Source organism: Streptomyces sp. NBC_00158 (genome assembly GCF_045160885.1).
Lineage (GTDB): Bacteria > Actinomycetota > Actinomycetes > Streptomycetales > Streptomycetaceae > Streptomyces.
The window spans coordinates 6241354-6257382 of record NZ_CP108161.1 but is presented as its reverse complement, the minus strand read 5'-3'; the positions used below and the strand labels follow the sequence as shown (position 1 = coordinate 6257382).

The 16029-nt window shown below is 69.8% G+C and carries 14 protein-coding genes; 6 read left to right on the top strand and 8 right to left on the bottom strand.

The genetic code is table 11. From position 1 onward, the window contains the following. Positions 1-113 precede the first annotated feature (113 nt). Positions 114-542, top strand: coding sequence for an SRPBCC family protein (locus tag OG553_RS28800; protein WP_405981746.1), 429 nt, complete (start codon positions 114-116; stop codon positions 540-542). 123 nt (positions 543-665) lie between these two features. On the opposite strand, the gene OG553_RS28795 is transcribed toward OG553_RS28800, so the two are convergent. Continuing rightward, the gene (locus OG553_RS28795; protein ID WP_386275611.1) at positions 666-1280 is read right to left on the bottom strand and encodes a PadR family transcriptional regulator; all 615 of its coding nucleotides are present in this window, start codon (positions 1278-1280) and stop codon (positions 666-668) included. A gap of 336 nt (positions 1281-1616) precedes the next feature. On the opposite strand from OG553_RS28795, the gene OG553_RS28790 reads away from it, so the two are divergent. Together OG553_RS28790 and OG553_RS28785 are read left to right on the top strand one after the other, a co-directional pair. After that, complete coding sequence (locus tag OG553_RS28790) at positions 1617-1922, top strand: hypothetical protein (RefSeq protein WP_405981745.1); 306 nt, start codon at positions 1617-1619, stop codon at positions 1920-1922. Between the two features lie 214 nt (positions 1923-2136). Further along, positions 2137-2586: a DUF2199 domain-containing protein gene (locus OG553_RS28785; RefSeq protein ID WP_405983166.1), complete on the top strand. Its 450-nt coding sequence runs from the start codon at positions 2137-2139 to the stop codon at positions 2584-2586. A gap of 11 nt (positions 2587-2597) precedes the next feature. On the opposite strand, the gene OG553_RS28780 is transcribed toward OG553_RS28785, so the two are convergent. From OG553_RS28780 to OG553_RS28765, 4 genes are all read right to left on the bottom strand, one after another. Further along, a complete protein-coding gene (locus OG553_RS28780) occupies positions 2598-3524 on the bottom strand; it encodes a TniQ family protein (RefSeq protein ID WP_405981744.1) in 927 nt (308 codons plus the stop codon). 538 nt (positions 3525-4062) lie between these two features. After that, positions 4063-5082, bottom strand: a complete 1020-nt coding sequence (locus OG553_RS28775; protein ID WP_405981743.1) for an AAA family ATPase — start codon at positions 5080-5082, stop codon at positions 4063-4065. Beyond that, entirely contained in the window at positions 5079-7139 is a 2061-nt protein-coding gene (locus OG553_RS28770; protein ID WP_405981742.1) for a Mu transposase C-terminal domain-containing protein, read from the bottom strand. Before OG553_RS28770 ends, OG553_RS28775 begins: the two co-directional genes overlap by 4 nt. Next, positions 7136-7888, bottom strand: coding sequence for a TnsA-like heteromeric transposase endonuclease subunit (locus OG553_RS28765; RefSeq protein WP_405981741.1), 753 nt, complete (start codon positions 7886-7888; stop codon positions 7136-7138). The genes OG553_RS28770 and OG553_RS28765 overlap by 4 nt, the downstream gene beginning before the upstream one ends. A gap of 162 nt (positions 7889-8050) precedes the next feature. On the opposite strand from OG553_RS28765, the gene OG553_RS28760 reads away from it, so the two are divergent. Beyond that, entirely contained in the window at positions 8051-8869 is an 819-nt protein-coding gene (locus OG553_RS28760; RefSeq protein WP_405981740.1) for a PhzF family phenazine biosynthesis protein, read from the top strand. A gap of 3 nt (positions 8870-8872) precedes the next feature. On the opposite strand, the gene OG553_RS28755 is transcribed toward OG553_RS28760, so the two are convergent. After that, on the bottom strand, positions 8873-9697 hold the full coding sequence (locus OG553_RS28755) for a CPBP family intramembrane glutamic endopeptidase (RefSeq protein WP_405981739.1): 825 nt from the start codon (positions 9695-9697) through the stop codon (positions 8873-8875). A 95-nt stretch (positions 9698-9792) separates the two neighbouring features. Next, positions 9793-11328, bottom strand: a complete 1536-nt coding sequence (locus tag OG553_RS28750; RefSeq protein WP_405981738.1) for a glutamate-cysteine ligase family protein — start codon at positions 11326-11328, stop codon at positions 9793-9795. A 495-nt stretch (positions 11329-11823) separates the two neighbouring features. Here OG553_RS28750 and OG553_RS28745 point away from each other — a divergent pair, with 495 nt between their 5' ends. Together OG553_RS28745 and OG553_RS28740 are read left to right on the top strand one after the other, a co-directional pair. Next, entirely contained in the window at positions 11824-12444 is a 621-nt protein-coding gene (locus tag OG553_RS28745; protein WP_405981737.1) for a hypothetical protein, read from the top strand. Between the two features lie 260 nt (positions 12445-12704). After that, on the top strand, positions 12705-12893 hold the full coding sequence (locus OG553_RS28740) for a DUF5999 family protein (protein ID WP_007262885.1): 189 nt from the start codon (positions 12705-12707) through the stop codon (positions 12891-12893). Between the two features lie 131 nt (positions 12894-13024). Here the strand turns inward: OG553_RS28740 and gcvP are convergent, their stop codons facing one another. Next, a complete protein-coding gene (gene gcvP, locus OG553_RS28735) occupies positions 13025-15910 on the bottom strand; it encodes an aminomethyl-transferring glycine dehydrogenase (protein WP_405981736.1) in 2886 nt (961 codons plus the stop codon). Positions 15911-16029: the final 119 nt, after the last annotated feature.

The following is a 16029-nucleotide window of genomic DNA, read 5'->3' as shown; positions in this document are numbered from 1 at the left end:
CACCCGAGATCATCCGGCCGGGAACCCCCGGATCTGACAGGCCGTCAGTCTTGTATGTTCCGCCCGCCGGGGCTACCTTCCGCCGCACGTACCCGACGAGAAGGGGTGGACGCATGGCTGAAGTCACCGCGGAATCACGCATCGAGGCGCCCGCCGCGAAGCTCTGGGCCCAGCTGACGGACTGGGACGCGTACGGGCAGTGGAGCATGACCCACACCAACTTCCCGGAGGGCGGTCCCGAGACCCTCGTGGTCGGGTCCACCTTCAGCGAGAACATGAAGATGATGGGATTCCCCGCCGAGGTCCTGTGGACGGTCTCGGAGCTGGAGGAGCAGCGCGTCTTCGCCATCACCGGCAAGGGCCCGATGGGAGTCGCGGTACTCACCCGCTACACCCTGACCGCCGACGGCGCGGCCACGAAGGTCCGCATCGACGGCGAGTTCACGGGCGCCGCCGTCTCGCTGATGGCGGGCAAGCTCAAGGACTCCGCGACGGCCGCGCTGAACGAGTCCCTGCGCAAGCTGGCCGGCCTGGTCGCCTGACCCCGGCCCGACCGGAAGGGCACGGCCCGGACGCACCCCGAAGGGAACGGCCCGGACGCACGAAGGGGCGCGCCCCTTCGTGCGTCCGGCCGGTACGCGTCCCGGCCGGGCGCGCGTCCCGCCTCAGTGTTCGTCGGCGAGGATCAGGTACAGCTTCTTGCGGGCGTCGTTGATGACCGCGAGGGCCTTCTCCCGCTGCTCGGGCGAGCCGGTCTTGAAGACCTGCCCGAAGGCCTCCATCAGACCGCCGGCGGCGGCACGGATCTGGTGCATCGCCTCGAAGTCCGGGCCGCGCCCAGCGTCCGCCCAGGGGGCGTCCGGGCCCGACTCGGCCTCGGTGCGGCCGGCGTCCGTGAGCGTGAACAGCTTCTTGCCGCCCTCGCTCGCGCTGGTGATCAGCCCCTCGTCCTCCAGCAGCTGCAGGGTCGGGTAGACCGAGCCGGGGCTGGGCTTCCACGCCCCGCCGCTGCGCTCGCCGATCTCCTGGATCATCTCGTAGCCGTGCATCGGCCGGTCGGCGAGCAGTGCCAGGATCGAGGCGCGCACGTCGCCCCGCCTGGCCCGCCCGCGCGGTCCGCCGCGCCCGCCCCGCCCGCCGAAGGGCCCGCCCCCGAAGGGCGGCCCGAACGGACCGAAGGCGGCGCGCAGGCCCCTGAACTCCTCCCGACGGTCCGGCCCGCAGTGGCCGTGGCCCCGTCCGTGGTCATGTCCGTGGTCGTGCTGTCCGCGCGAACGCATCACTGCGCTCCTTTCGTCATCTCTGCCATGTCCGTCATGCCAGTCGTCGTTTCGACTCCTTCACTGTCGTTGATCCATCGCGATGCGTCAACGATATATCGGAAACTGTCGCCGACAGTCGGCCGGGATGTGTGTGACCAGGTGTCCTGTCTCAGCGAAGTTGCATGGGTCTCACTGAAGATTGACGACTGGCCCGTTCGTCTCAGCGAAGTTTCACCAGACGGGGGCGAGCTAGCCTGTGCCCTCGGCGCCCCGGACCGCCGTGCTGGCCGTGTTCACGAGGAAGGGCCGCGATATTCGGCGGCGGCGGTCACCCCCGGGTGGCAGTCTGGGCCGATGCCCACCTGGACTCCGTCGGCCGTGCTGTTCGACAACCTGCGGTATCTGCTCAACGAGTGGGATCCGCTCGGTGTCGCCGGCCTCTCGCAGGACGAGTACGACTGCATGCTCGTCCCCTTGTTTCAGCGCCTCCACCGCGGCACCACGCGGGCGGAGATCGGCGAGTTCCTCTGGTACGAACTCGAGGACCACTTCGAGCTGGACCCCGTCGCCCACCGGACCGATGCGATGGCTGACCGGCTGATCGCCTGGTGGTCCGCGGTGGGCCCGACCTCGGACACCGACGGAACACCGGCGGCCTGAGGGTCACCAGGGCCACCGACGGCCGGGCGGGGCGGGGCAGGCCAAACAAGATCCGAAAGAGAGAGCCCAGGCCTCGTGAATGACGGCAGCACGCCGCCGGTTCGACCGGACCGCCCGAGCAAACCTCAGTGGAGGTGGTCGCTAGGCTCCGCCCATGCCTAACGATCTCGATTTCACGTGCTCGTGCTGCGGCGACCACCACGCGGAGCTCCCCATGAGCTACTCGTCCATGGCTCCTGACGTGTGGGATCCCAGTTTCGAGAGCGATCCGGACAGCATGCTGTCGTCCGACCAGTGCGTGATCAAGGACCAGCACTTCTTCATCAGGGGTCTGGTCGAGATACCTGTAATCGGCAGCGAGGACGTCTTCTCATGGGGTGTCTGGGTCTCTCTCAGCAGGGACAACTTCGCCCGCGCCCTTGAGGTGTGGAACACGGAGGGCCGCGAGGCGGAGAAGCCGTACTTCGGCTGGCTTAGCACCGAGCTCGCGCTGTACTCCGAGAGCACCACCAACTTGAAGACCAACGCTCACACGCGACCGGTCGGCCAGCGGCCCTTCATCGAACTGGAGCCCACCAACCACCCCCTCGCTGTCGAACAGCGGACCGGGATCACGCGGGACCGCGTGCGTGAGATCGCCATGGCCGTGCTGCATCGAGCCTAAGCCAGGGCGTGTCAGGGCCTGGCTCGGCCGCGTGGGGACCGAGGCCGTCGCACGGTCTCCTCAGGGAAGAGGACGTCGTAGAACTTGTAGCCGTGGGCGGCCGCGAACCTGTGGTGCATCAGGTGGGCCTCGACCCATTGGATGAGCGGGTCATTTTCCTTGGGCCAGTAGCCGACCAGGATGTCGCGCTGGGTGACCTCTCTAGCCAGCCAGCCGACGTGTCCGGACTCCATGGCTCGCCGGATCCACTCCGCGTTGGCCAGGAGTCCTGTGAGAGTGACGATCTGCGGGTGAAAGAGCATGCTCAGGAGCGTGGGGGGCGGGGCTGGCTGCCCTTCAACGTCACGTAGGTGGAACTGCGCCTCGGCGATGATCCCGAAGGGATCGGCGAAGTGGTCTTCAACCAGATCGATGAAGGCAGATCTGGCACCGGAGAAGGCATCTCGGACCCATCGTCGGCCATGGCGAGTAATGAGGTTCCGGTGGTGGCGCTGAGCCCTGCTGGTACTGGGCAGAACGCTGATGTCGATTTGGTCGTCGGCCTCCGTGCAGCCCTCACCGATCCAGAGCTGGTGCCGCAGGCAGACGTTCTGCTCGTGTGTCACCCAGCGGTTGACCGGCCCCCGAATCCCAGCGGCCTGAACACAGCGACGACAGGCCGGCCGCTCCCGGGACCTCCTGCTCTGGGCGAGGGGCCGACCGAAGTGACCGGGGGCATCTGTCACAGGCCCTGGTCCGAACTCGGGCAACGCGAGACACAGGACGGACTCTGCGAAGCCGGTGACGATGCTGAGAGGCTCGATGAGCGCGGTGATAGGTGTCTGCTTCAGCATCCGAACGCCCAGCAGCTCACGGAGAGCCTTCTCGGACACGTGGTTGGCTGCCGCAACGCGGCGGATGAACGAAGCCACGGTTTCGTCGTGGAAGGGCGGGACCACACGGGGCAGCCGACGGCGGGGCAAAGTCACTGCTTCGCTCGAACTGGATCAAATGGCACCGCCGCGCTCTCAACTACCTGCTCGGAGTTCCGCCGGCTGCGGGCCCTCTGACGACAGGTCGATGAGCACAGAAAGCGCCTCTGCCCAGTGCGGACACTCATGAGATCTCCGCAGATCCGACAGGGCACCCGTCGCCATTCAGTGTTTGGGTGGCGCCTGAGACGGGAGTTCCGTCGGCAGTCTTGGGAACACCGCAGGGCCCGGCGTCCCAAGATGTCCGTGGGGGCCATGGTGGTGCCGCATTCGAGGCAGTGCTTCGTTTCCAGGGTTGCCTGCAGAACGGCAGCGTCCCGTCCGGTGGCAGCAGCGAGGCGGGTCCAGCTGGGTAGTCCGCGGTGCCGAGGCGGCTCAGCCAGGTAGATCCGAAGGTAGCGCGGTGTCAGGTGGTTGACGCGAGCCAGGCGGGCGATGAAGGACTGAGATCCCTCCCCCGCCCGAGGACGGACTTGAACCGGCAGGACGTGAACCTTCGAGGCGTTCATCGGGCGGACCGTGACCTGCGGAACTCAGGGGATTCCGCGGCGACGTCCAGTGCCACCGCCTCAAGTCCTGCCTTGGTGATCTTCTCGGTTCCGGTGAGGAGCGCGTCGATCGCGGCGCCGCGAATCTGGTGGGACAGCGCCCCGATCATGCCGCCGGTCCGGTTGTGGAGGTAGCGGTCCAGTGTCGCCAGGGTGCCTGGCTCGTGACGCCGAAGGATGAGGGTCTTCTCCATAGTGGCGACCAGGCCCCGCCACTCGGTGTTGTAGGGGAAGGGATGCGTGGGGATCAGTGTGAAGCGTCCGGCGATCTGTGCCCCTCGCGTGCCTGAGAGCAAGGTGCTGTGCTCGACGTCGATGCCGGCGTAGATGAAAGTGGCGGGGATGCGCTCGGAGAAGTACTTGAGGGTGTCCGCGACTTCGGCGCCGTGCCGGGTGGTGAGGGAGATGTTGTGGAGTTCGTCGACCAGGACCAGGCCGGTGCGAGCGTCGGTGCAGACGCCGACGACGGACTCCATGAGGTCGGTCATGTTGAGCCTGGCCATGACCGGTAGGCCGAGGAAGCGGGCGAACTCGGCCGCGATCATGCGGGGTGTCGCGGCAGGCGGAACGGTGATGTAGATCGCCGGGATTCGGTCTGTTGCAGTGGGGTGGCGGGCCCGGTCCATGAGCTCGTGAGACCGGCCGAGCTGGGTGATGGCGATGGTCTTGCCCGTGCCGGCGGCACCGGACACGATCAGGCCTCGGCGAGCGCTGATCGCGTGGCGGTTCAGGAGGACCAGGCGGCGGCCACTGGCGACGGTGTGACGGACGGTTGAGGTGGCAACCACGAGCAGATGGGCGTGATGATCGAGACGGGCTTCGTCGAACGCGGCCTTCTCCAGGTCGCCGAGGGCGTCGTATTCGGCGTCGGTGAGCCGACGGGGTGGGAGTGGGGGGCCTTCGACGAAGCGGCGCCAGCCGTCGAGGTTGGTCAAGTGCCGCTGTGTGTCCTGCGGCATGGAGGACGCCGTCGTCATGAGCGCTTCCAGGGGTCTTCCATCGGGTCGAACAGTCCCAGCGGAATCACGTCGGCCAACGTCTCTTCGGCTTCGTCGGTCTCGTCTCCGGGGGCCGTCTGAGGTCCGGCGGCAGGTGGCGGGATGACGGGGCCTGCGGCTTTCGTGCGGGCGACGACTCGCTGGTCGCGTTTGCCCGGCTTGGGCTCCCGAGCGGTCTGCGGGCCGGCGTGGGCCCGGGTCAGCAGGGCTGCAACCGCGTCGGCGATCTCTGCTTCGGTGGCGCGGGGCAGCTGGTGACTGACGTGGTCCCATGCCAGGTCGCCAAACGGGACAGGGACCCGGTTGAGGTACTTCCAGGTGGCCTGGACCCACCCCCCACCACAACGATGGTCGCGTACCCAGATCTGGGAGACGTCGTAGGGGTCACGGTGGACTTCCCAGAGTCCGCGTTTGGCCCGGACGCCGGAGTCCTGCCGTCGCATCCTCCCCAGTCCTGGGCTGTCGTAGGTGCGGTTCTTGATCCGGATGCCGTAGTCGTTGACCACGCGCCATTCCGCGGGCAGGAGCTCGACGTAGTCGGCGCCGCTGAGGGGGACCGGGACGTAGCCGCAGGCCTCGACCAAGGTCGCGTACTTCTCGTTCGGGGTGAACAGCCGGCCTGGGTGGGACGGGTCGCGCAGGCCGTCGTGCTTGCGGTTCTGCCACTTCGCGACGATCCATTCGTCCAGGAGCCCTTGCAGCTCAAGCAGGGACCACAGGCGTTCGCGCTCAAGGTGCCGGCCACGCTGGTCACTGTTGCGGCCTGTGTAGCCGGGCAGGAACTGCGCGAACAGCGTCGCCACCGAGCCCAGCGTCTTCTCGATGTGGCCCTTCTCGAACGGCGAGCCCTTGTGAGTCGGCTGGAACTCGATCTCCAGGAAGCGGCAGGAGGACTTGAAGTTCCGGGAGATGAACACGCTTCCGTGATCGCAGACGATCGTCTCCGGGACGATCACCGGCCGTGCGGCCGCGTGCTCAAGCCGTTCGTCCAGGGCTAGGAGCCTGCGGTGCGGCAGCACCGACCGGGACATCCGCAGCACGTCCGTCCAGCCCGGTCGCATCAACTCGGGGGTGACGGTCCGGGCCAGAAGCACGCTGGCGTCCACCGACTTCGTTGTCGGCCGCAGGACCGCCGCGGTCAGTGTCCGGGTCGCGACATCGACCATGGCGGTGAGCTCGACCTTGCCCATGACTCCGTTGTCGAGCAGAACCAGCACATCCAGCGGGGTCGAGTCGATCTGCATGACCTCGCCCGGCGCGAAGACCGGCAGTTCGCCATACGGTGTCTTGGCCCCGTGGGCCTTGGAACGGCGAGTCACGGCCGACCCCGTGGTGTGCGTGCCCATGGTCAGTTTCGTCAGCAGTCGGTAGAGCGTCGCGCGGGACGGCACCTGTGCCTCCCGGCCTTCGGGCGTCTGCTTGAGGATCTCGCCGACTCTCCAGAGGATGAAAGTCCCGGTGCGCGTCGAGGCATCGACGGCTTCGTCGATCGCCTGTCGCATCGCCTTGACCACCGCCTCGTCGGCCTCTCCGAACTGAGGTGTCCTGCGGACTGGCCTGTGGTCGGCGAGGCCGATCACTCCTTGCTCCTGGTAGCGGCGTCGGCGGTGGGCGACCGTACTGGATGTGGTCGGGTGCCCGGCGGCCGTCAGCTCGGCCGCCTTGGCCCGCTGGCGTGCGGTCAGTGACCGATCCGGCGCGTACTCGGACCGCGGCGTCGAGCCTGGCTTGGCCCCCGGCGGCAGGCCGTGCAGGACCTCCAGGACGTGGCCCTCCCACCACAGAGCCTTCGCCATGACCGCTTCAGGGAAGATCTCCAGCAGGGAAGCCGGCGGCAGTGGCATCCGCATCGGTGTGCCCACGACCTCAAAATCGTCGGCTTCGAACAGCTCCAGCAGCGGGACAACGCGGTGCGGCTCCGCCTCATCGGTGAGTGTCAGGGCCACCGCTGAGACCGCGAGCACCCCGCGGGTCTGTCCCGCGAACCGGACCCGGTCCCCGACCACGACCCGAGGCGGCCGCTTCAGCCGGCTCACGACTCCCGCCTCCCGACCTGGACCAGGCTCCCTGTTCCCAGCAGCCCGGACTCCAAATCCGTGACCAACCGCCCGGACCACAGCAGATGGAACAGCACCGGAAGGACCTGAAGCCGGTCACCGACCATCTCGGCCCCCGCCCACAACGGCAACGGCTCCGCGAACACCTCCAGCAACCGGGCCGCAACCTCCGTCGGCCGCCCCGAGCGGCCGCGCCGGTAGCGGGCCAGCCACCGGACGTTCGCCATGAGCACCGGGTCCGGCGTGCCTACCTGCTGAAACTCCCAGCCCACCGCCTTGCAGGCCGCCCGGGTCGTCGCAAAAGACTCTTCAGTCCGCTCGTCCAGGCGGTCGGTGGCCCGGACATCGACCACCCGGGCCCGTCCGTCCGCAAGGCGAACGAAGTAGTCGGGAGCATGACGGCGCTGTCCCTGCCCGTCATGCCAGTGCAGCCAGAATGGCTGCGAGGCGATCCCGACCACCTCCGGATCCCGGTCCAGCAAGATCAGGTGGTCCCGCTCCAGCCACGACTCGTAGCCCACGTGATCGGCCACCGTCACCGCGTAGTACCAGCCCGCGAAGCTCTCCCCACCCTTCGCCCAGCGGAACGGGCGTACCGGCTCCACCTCCTCAAAGCGCGCATTCCACGCTTTGCTCAACGGCAGCCGAAGACGCTCTCCAGACCTCAGAAAGTCCAGCTCAAACGCCGAAAGCGCCGCGTCCCCAAACGCACGTACAGGTGTGGCCACCCTCGTCCCGCCCCTCGCCAGCCCAACAGCCGCGAACGTAGAGCAGCGACCGGTCAAACTTCAGTGAGAACGGTCAAACTTCACTGAGACGAGTCAGTGACCAGGCCAGTCACTTCGGATTGGCCTTTGTCCGTTTTCGGGGAACCCCCCTACGGTCGGCCCATGCGCATCCGAATCGTCGACGCCTTCACCGACCGTCCCTTCCAGGGGAACCCCGCCGGAGTCCTGCTCCTCGACGGCGGTTTCCCCCCGGACTCCTGGCTCCGGCAGGTCGCCGCCGAGGTGAACCTCTCCGAGACGGCCTTCGCCCACCCGCTGCCCGCCGGGGGCGACGCCGACTGGGCGCTGCGCTGGTTCACCCCGGCCGCCGAGGTGGACATGTGCGGGCACGCGACCCTCGCGACCGCGCACGTCATCGCCTCGGCCGGACTGGCCGGGGGCCCGATCCGCTTCGCCGCCCGCTGCGGGATCCTCACCGCCGAGACCGCCGCGGACGGCACCGTCACGATGGACTTCCCGACCTCGTCCCTGACCCCGCTGGATCCGGTGCCCGCCGTGGAACGCGCGCTGGGCGCGGAGGCGAGGTCGTTCCACGACACCGCCGACCACATCGGCGACCTGGTGGTGGAGCTGGCCGACGAGCGGACCGTACGGGAGCTCGCGCCCGACCACGCGGCCCTGCGCGCCTACGCGCGGCGCGGGGTCATCGTCACCGCGCCGGCCGAGGACCCCTCCCGCGGCTACGACTTCGTCTCGCGCGGCTTCTTCCCCGCCGTCGGCATCGACGAGGACCCGGTGACGGGCAGCGCCCACACCGCCCTCGCCCCCTTCTGGGCCGCACGCCTGGGCCGCAACGAGCTGACCGGCCTCCAGGGCGGGGCGCGCCGGGGCCTGGTCCGGGTCCGGCTCGCGGCCGACCGCACCCTCCTGACGGGCCGCGCCGTCACCGTCATCGACGGGGAACTGCTCACGGCCCCCTGAGCGCTACGGCGTCGGCAGCCAGCCGACCTCGCCCGCGAGCAGGGCGTACCCGCCGAAGGCCACGATGTCGAGCAGGGCGTGCGCGACGACCAGGGGGCCGACCCGGCCCCAGCGCCGGTAGGCGAGGACGAAGACGACGCCCATCACCATGTTGCCGATGAACCCGCCGACGCCCTGGTAGAGGTGGTACGAGCCGCGCAGCAGCGAGCTGGCGAGCAGCGCGGCCATGGGCGACCAGCCCAGCTGGCCGAGCCTGCGCAGCAGGTACGCCAGCACGATGACCTCCTCCACCACGGAGTTCTGCACCGCGGAGAGGATCAGTACGGGGAACTTCCACCACACGTCGGGCAGGGCCTCCGGCACCACCGTCAGGTTGAAGCCGGTGGCCCGGGCCGCCAGGTAGAAGGCCAGCCCGGCGCTGCCGATGCCGGCGGCGACGAGCGCGCCCCGGGCCAGGTCCGGGCCGGGGCGGGTGCGGTCGAAGCCCAGGACCCGGAGCCCGGGCGCGCCCTCGCGGGTCAGCAGGTGCGCGACGAGCAGCACGGGGACCAGCGCGGTCGCGATCCCGAACAGCTGCCAGGCCAGGTCCAGCCACGGCCGCCCGGGCGCGTAGGAGCCGTTGAGCGTGGCGGCCTGGTCCTTGAGCCCGCCCGGCTTGGTGAGCGAGCCGACGAAGCTGATCAGCGCCGAGACCCCGCTCGCGCCCAGCGACAGCGCGAGCACCAGCAGGGTCTCGGTGCGCAGGACCCGGCGCCCGTCCTCGCGCAGTTCCACGACCACCGGCTCCGGCTCGACCCGCACGCCCGACTCCCGTCCCGTTCCGACCATCACCCCATACTGCCCCCTCGGCGGCGGGAGCGGACGGGCGGGGAGGGCGGGCGGGCGGGGGCGGATCGACGGAGGGGTGGATCGGCCCGGGCGGATCAGCGGCGGGCCGCGCGCGTGGCGTCCACCTCCTGTTCCTCCAGGCCCACGGGCCAGGTGTGCACGGGGTCGCCCTTGTGCATCAGCTCGCTGTAGCGCCGGGTGGTGGCCGAGAGGGCCGCCTCGCGTTCCAGGCCGCCCGCCACCGCGCGGTGGTACGTGTCCACCTGCCAGGTGGCCCCGTTCACCCGGCGCCGGCACCGCTCCTCGATGATCCCCAGGTAGAAGTCCCGGTCGGCGGGTTCGATGCCCCAGGCGTCCAGCCCGGCCGCCGCCATCGGCAGCAGCTCGTCCAGCACCAGCCGCACCGCGGGCACGCTCGCCAGTCCCCCGGCCCGTCCCTTGCGCGGCCAGCGGATCCGCGCGTCGATCCCGTACCGGCAGGCCGCGTCGAAGTTGGCCTCCGCCTCCGCGAAGGACATCCGCGTCCACACGGGGCGCGGCTCGTCCGCGAGGGTGCGTACGAGTCCGTAGTAGAAGGCGGCGTTGGCGACGACGTCGGTCACGGTGGGCCCGGCGGGCAGTACCCGGTTCTCCACCCGCAGGTGCGGCACCCCGTCGGCGACCCCGTAGACGGGCCGGTTCCACCGGTAGACCGTGCCGTTGTGCAGCACCAGCTCCTGCAGGCTCGGCACCCCGCCCTCGGCGAGCACCCGCAGCGGCTCCTCCTCGTCGCAGATCGGCAGCAGGGAGGGGAAGAAGCGGACGTTCTCGGCGAAGAGCTCGTACACCGAGTCCACCCACCGCTCCCCGAACCAGGTCCGCGGCCGCACCCCCTGCGCCTGGAGTTCGGGCGGCCGGGTGTCGGTGGCCTGCGTGAACAGCGGCGGACGCGACTCGCGCCACAGCTCGCGCCCGAACAGGAACGGCGAGTTGGCCCCCACCGCTATCTGTACGGCGGTCACCGCCTGAGCCGCGTTCCACACGTCGGAGAACCGGGCCGGGGTGACCTGGAGGTGCAGCTGCACCGAGGTGCAGGCGGCTTCCGGCACGATCGATCCGGTGCTCCAGGTCAGCCGCTCGACCCCGTCGATGTCGAGCCGGAAGTCCTCCCCGCGCATCATCAGGATCTGCTCGTTGAGCAGGGAGTAGCGGTCCACCGCCGAGAGGTTGGCCAGGGCCAGGTCCGCGCGGGAGATGGTGGGCAGGATCCCGATCATCACGACGCCCGCGTCGATCTCCGCGGCCTGCCGGTGGGCGTAGTTCAGCCCCGCGCTCAGTTCTTCGGAGAGCTGGTCGAATACCCTCCCGTCGAGCCTGTGCGGGAGTACGTTCACCTCCAGGTTGAACATTCCGAGTTCGGTCTGGAAATCAGGGCTCGCAATCCGCTCCAGTACCTGCGCATTCACCATGCGCGGCAAACCGTCGGCACCCGCGAGATTCAGCTCGATCTCCAGCCCCATCATGTTCTTGGGGCGGTCGAACCTCTTCTCCGCCAGAAGCCGCTCCAGCCCCTCCAGGCACTCGTGAAGCTTCCTCCGATACCGATGCCGATCGGACAGGTCGAATCCGCCTGCCACGACCTTCTCCCCCATCGAAGCGTCCCTCCTCGAGTGGGCCAGGCCCGGAGCACCCGGGCGCACGTCACGGTCGATGATGCCCAGGCACCGTGATCCATAACGCCGTCCGGGGGGCCTTGGCGGGGAGCGCGCGCCGGTATGGCCCGAAGGGCGCTCCGGCACATTCACCTGGCAACCCACGGGACGCAATTTCCCCGTGTCCTTTGCCGATTCCTGATTAACGGAGGTTTCCAGCCGAGCGCCCTTGGGGTAACCTCCGAGGTCAGCGCGGCATGTCCGCGTGCATCCGGCATGAATACCATGACAGCGGGACCGGAAGACGCCTTGCCGGCAATAGGCGGGACGGCTAGCCGAAACACTGCGTGAACACATGTCGTATAAACTCCGCAAACGAGGCAGAGAGTTGGCGCGCGGCCATTGCCCCAAAGCCCACCTCTGACCCCAGAATGCGACAGCGCCGTCCGCACTTTCCCCCGCACCACAGGTCTCCCAAGTGAGAGGCGACCCACCATGCCGCTGCATGTTTCCCCGGCTCCCGCGCCCGCCCTGCGCAGCGTCCTCGCGGCACTCGGTTCTCCCACCGCCGTCCACGAGGCACACACCCCGGCCCTGCGCTCGTTCCAGGGACCGCTGACCGCCGAACTCCCGCTCCCGGTCCACGTGCTCGACCGCCTGGGCGTGTCCGGCCACACGGCCGCCGGGCGCCCGCCCCGCACCCGGCTCACCGGCTGGCGCTTCCTGATCCGCAGCGGCGACCGCTTCGTCGCGGCCGCCGACACCCGGCTGACCCCGGACGGCTGGGCCTTCTCCCACTTCTTCGAGGGCCCCTACGTCGCCGCGACCGAACGCGCCCTGCGCCAGGCGGAGTCGCTCGGCAAGGGCTACCAGCCCAGGCTGCTGTCCGTACCTGAGCTGTACATGCTGACCCTGTGGCTGCACGGGGCGGTCGGCGCCGACGCCGCCGCCGGCCTCCCCGCCGCCGCCGACCTGCTGGTGCCGCTGGCTCCGGCCCCGCCCGGGATCGCGCCCTTCCGGCCGCACCCCGTCTCCGAGCTGCTGCCCGTACTGACCCACCGGCTGACCCCGGCGGCCCCACCGGCCCCGCCCACCCTCGCGGCCCCGGCTGCTTGACCCGAGTGGCCCATTCGGCCTAGTCCGCTCGGGTCAATGCGAACCACCCGAAATGACAGGGGAGTTGGCCTGAACCGCCCGCACGGGTGATGCGTCCTCATTCCAAGAGGACAGCTGCCGGGAAATACCTGCGAAGCAGCCGTCCTGGGGGAACACTGAGGACATCCTCCCCGCAGGTGCGGGGACGACCCAGGGGGACGGCCATGAATCACGCATCGAGCCGTAGCGAACAGACCACACCGCAGCGAAAGAACCCATCCATGTGCCAGCACCAGCCCGCCTGCCCGTCATCAGAATCCGCCGACCGGGAGGCCGCGCGCCCGGTGGCCAACCACCCGGAACAGGGCTGGAGCCTGCTGTGCAACGGCGTCCTGCTCTTCGAGGACACCGGTGAGCTGCTGCCGGACGGACAGATCATCGCCCCGCACCGCCCGCTCGCGGCGGCGTAGCCGACACCGCCCGGCGACGACGCGGGGACGCGGAAAGGGGCCGGTCCCGGAGCTCGAAGCTCCGGGACCGGCCCCTTCACCGTTCCCTCACCGGGTCAGCGTCCCGTCGGCGACGGTCCCGCCGGCGCGGCTCAGTTGTCGTACTCGTCCAGCGGCGGGCAGGAGCAGACCAGGTTGCGGTCGCCGAAGGCGCCGTCGATCCGGCGCACCGGCGGCCAGTACTTCTCGGCGGCGGAGACCCCGCCCGGGAAGACGGCCTCGTCACGGGTGTACGGGTGGTTCCACTCGCCGCCCAGCGCCGCCGCGGTGTGCGGGGCGTTGGCGAGCGGGTTGTCGTCCACCGGCCAGTCGCCGCCGGCGACCCGCTCGATCTCGGCGCGGATGGCGATCATCGCGTCGCAGAAGCGGTCGATCTCGATGAGGTCCTCGGACTCCGTCGGCTCGATCATCAGGGTGCCGGCCACCGGGAAGGACATGGTCGGCGCGTGGAAGCCGTAGTCGATCAGGCGCTTGGCGATGTCGTCCACGCTCACGCCCGTGGCCTTCGACAGCGGGCGCAGGTCGATGATGCACTCGTGCGCGACGAGGTTGCCCGGACCCGTGTAGAGGACGGGGTAGTGCGGCTCCAGGCGCTTGGCGATGTAGTTGGCGCCGAGCACCGCCACCTGGGTGGCGCGCTTGAGGCCCTCGCCGCCCATCAGGCGGACGTACGACCAGGAGATCGGCAGGATGCCCGCCGAACCCCACGGCGCGGCGGAGATCGGGCCGACGCCCGTCTCGGGGCCGGCCGTCGGCTGGAGCGGGTGGTTCGGCAGGTACGGGGCCAGGTGCGCCCGGACACCGACCGGGCCGACGCCCGGGCCGCCGCCGCCGTGCGGGATGCAGAAGGTCTTGTGCAGGTTCAGGTGCGAGACGTCGCCGCCGAAGTGGCCCGGCTTGGCCAGACCCACCAGGGCGTTCAGGTTGGCGCCGTCCACGTACACCTGGCCGCCGGCCTCGTGCACCTGGGCGCAGATGTCGGCGACGTGCTCCTCGAAGACGCCGTGCGTCGACGGGTAGGTGATCATCAGGACGGAGAGCTCGTCCCGGTACTGCTCGATCTTGGCGCGCAGGTCGTCGGCGTCGACCTCGCCGTCGTCGGCGGTCTTGACGACGACGACCTTCATGCCGGCCATCACGGCGCTCGCGGCGTTGGTGCCGTGCGCGGAGGACGGGATGAGACAGATGGTGCGCTGCTCGTCGCCGTTCGCGCGGTGGTAGGCGCGGACGGCCAGCAGACCGGCGAGCTCGCCCTGCGAGCCGGCGTTCGGCTGGATGGAGACCTTGTCGTAGCCGGTCACCTCACAGAGACGTTCCTCCAGCTCGTTGATGAGCGTGAGGTACCCCTCGGCCTGCTCGACCGGGGCGAACGGGTGCAGCTGGCCGAACTCGGGCCAGGTCACCGGCTCCATCTCGGTGGTCGCGTTGAGCTTCATGGTGCAGGAGCCCAGCGGGATCATGCCGCGGTCCAGCGCGTAGTCCTTGTCCGAGAGCTTGCGCAGGTAGCGCAGCATCGCGGTCTCGGAGCGGTGCTGGTGGAAGACGGGGTGGGTCAGGTACGCGTCCGAGCGCAGCAGGCCCTCCGGCAGCGCGTCGGCGGTGGCCCCGTCCAGGGCCTCGACGTCGGCGGTGACGCCGAAGGCGGCCCAGACCGCTTCCAGGTCGGCGCGCGTGGTGGTCTCGTCGCAGGAGGCGAAGACGTGGTCGGCGTCGGCCCGGTACAGGTTGACCCCGTTCGCGCGGGCGGCGGCGACGACCTCGGCGGCCTTGCCGGGCACCTTGGCGGTGACGGTGTCGAAGAAGGAGCCGTGGACGACCTCGACCCCGCCGGCCGTCAGGCCCGCGGCGAGGATCGCGGCGTAGCGGTGGGTGCGGCCGGCGATCGTCTTCAGGCCGTCCGGGCCGTGGTAGACGGCGTACATGCCGGCCATGACGGCGAGCAGCACCTGCGCGGTGCAGATGTTGCTGGTGGCCTTCTCGCGGCGGATGTGCTGCTCGCGGGTCTGCAGGGCCAGGCGGTACGCCTTGTTGCCGTCCGCGTCCACGGAGACGCCGACGAGGCGGCCGGGCAGCGAGCGGGCGTGCTTGGCCTGGACGGCCATGTAGCCGGCGTGCGGGCCGCCGAAGCCCATCGGGACGCCGAAGCGCTGGGTGGTGCCGACGGCGATGTCCGCGCCCAGCTCGCCCGGGGAGGTCAGCAGGGTCAGGGCGAGCAGGTCGGCGGAGACGGTGACGATCGCGCCGAGCTCGTGCGCCTGGTCGATGACCGGCTTGATCGCGCGGACGGCACCGGAGGCGCCCGGGTACTGGAGCAGCACGCCGAAGACGCCGCGCTCGGCGATCTCCGCGGGGATGCCCTCGGACAGGTCGGCGACGACGACCTCGACGCCCGTAGGCTCGGCGCGGGTCTCGATCACGGCGATGGTCTGCGGCAGCGCGTCGGCGTCGACGAGGAAGACCCCGCCCTTGACCTTGCCCACGCGGCGGGCCAGCGACATGGCCTCGGCGGCGGCCGTGCCCTCGTCGAGCAGGGAGGCGCCGGAGGTGGGCAGGCCGGTCAGGTCGGCGACGAGGGTCTGGAAGTTCAGCAGCGCCTCGAGGCGGCCCTGCGAGATCTCCGGCTGGTACGGGGTGTAGGCCGTGTACCAGGCCGGGTTCTCCATGACGTTGCGCAGGATGACCGGCGGGGTGAAGGTCCCGTAGTAGCCGAGACCGATCATCGAGGAGAGCACCTGGTTGCGGTCGGCGAGCGAGCGCAGCTCCGCCAGTACCTCGGCTTCGGTACGCGCCTCGGGCAGGTTCAGCGCCTCGGCGGTCTTGATCACATCCGGTACCGCGGCGGCGGTCAGCTCGTCGAGGGAGCCGTAGCCCACCTGGGCGAGCATCTTCGCCTGCGCCTCGGCGTCCGGGCCGATGTGACGCTGCTCGAAGGGGATGCCCCGCTCGAGCTGGGAGAGCGGAATGCGGTTGGCGGTCATTACGGAGGCCTCCTGGTCGTATGACCTGCGAGGGGCACCACGGCGCGGGCACCCGGACGGCCTCCCCCTCTGTCATCTCAACCTGAGAGCTTCACCGGATCCGCGGGGTTCGCCCACGA

Coding starts and splice junctions, on each gene's coding strand:
- OG553_RS28800 (WP_405981746.1), top strand. CDS start 114: ATGGCTGAAGTCACCGCGGAATCACGCATCGAGGCGCCCGCCGCGAAG.
- OG553_RS28795 (WP_386275611.1), bottom strand. CDS start 1,280: ATGCGTTCGCGCGGACAGCACGACCACGGACATGACCACGGACGGGGC.
- OG553_RS28790 (WP_405981745.1), top strand. CDS start 1,617: ATGCCCACCTGGACTCCGTCGGCCGTGCTGTTCGACAACCTGCGGTAT.
- OG553_RS28785 (WP_405983166.1), top strand. CDS start 2,137: ATGAGCTACTCGTCCATGGCTCCTGACGTGTGGGATCCCAGTTTCGAG.
- OG553_RS28775 (WP_405981743.1), bottom strand. CDS start 5,082: ATGACGACGGCGTCCTCCATGCCGCAGGACACACAGCGGCACTTGACC.
- OG553_RS28760 (WP_405981740.1), top strand. CDS start 8,051: ATGCGCATCCGAATCGTCGACGCCTTCACCGACCGTCCCTTCCAGGGG.
- OG553_RS28755 (WP_405981739.1), bottom strand. CDS start 9,697: ATGGTCGGAACGGGACGGGAGTCGGGCGTGCGGGTCGAGCCGGAGCCG.
- OG553_RS28750 (WP_405981738.1), bottom strand. CDS start 11,328: ATGGGGGAGAAGGTCGTGGCAGGCGGATTCGACCTGTCCGATCGGCAT.
- OG553_RS28745 (WP_405981737.1), top strand. CDS start 11,824: ATGCCGCTGCATGTTTCCCCGGCTCCCGCGCCCGCCCTGCGCAGCGTC.
- OG553_RS28740 (WP_007262885.1), top strand. CDS start 12,705: ATGTGCCAGCACCAGCCCGCCTGCCCGTCATCAGAATCCGCCGACCGG.
- gcvP (WP_405981736.1), bottom strand. CDS start 15,910: ATGACCGCCAACCGCATTCCGCTCTCCCAGCTCGAGCGGGGCATCCCC.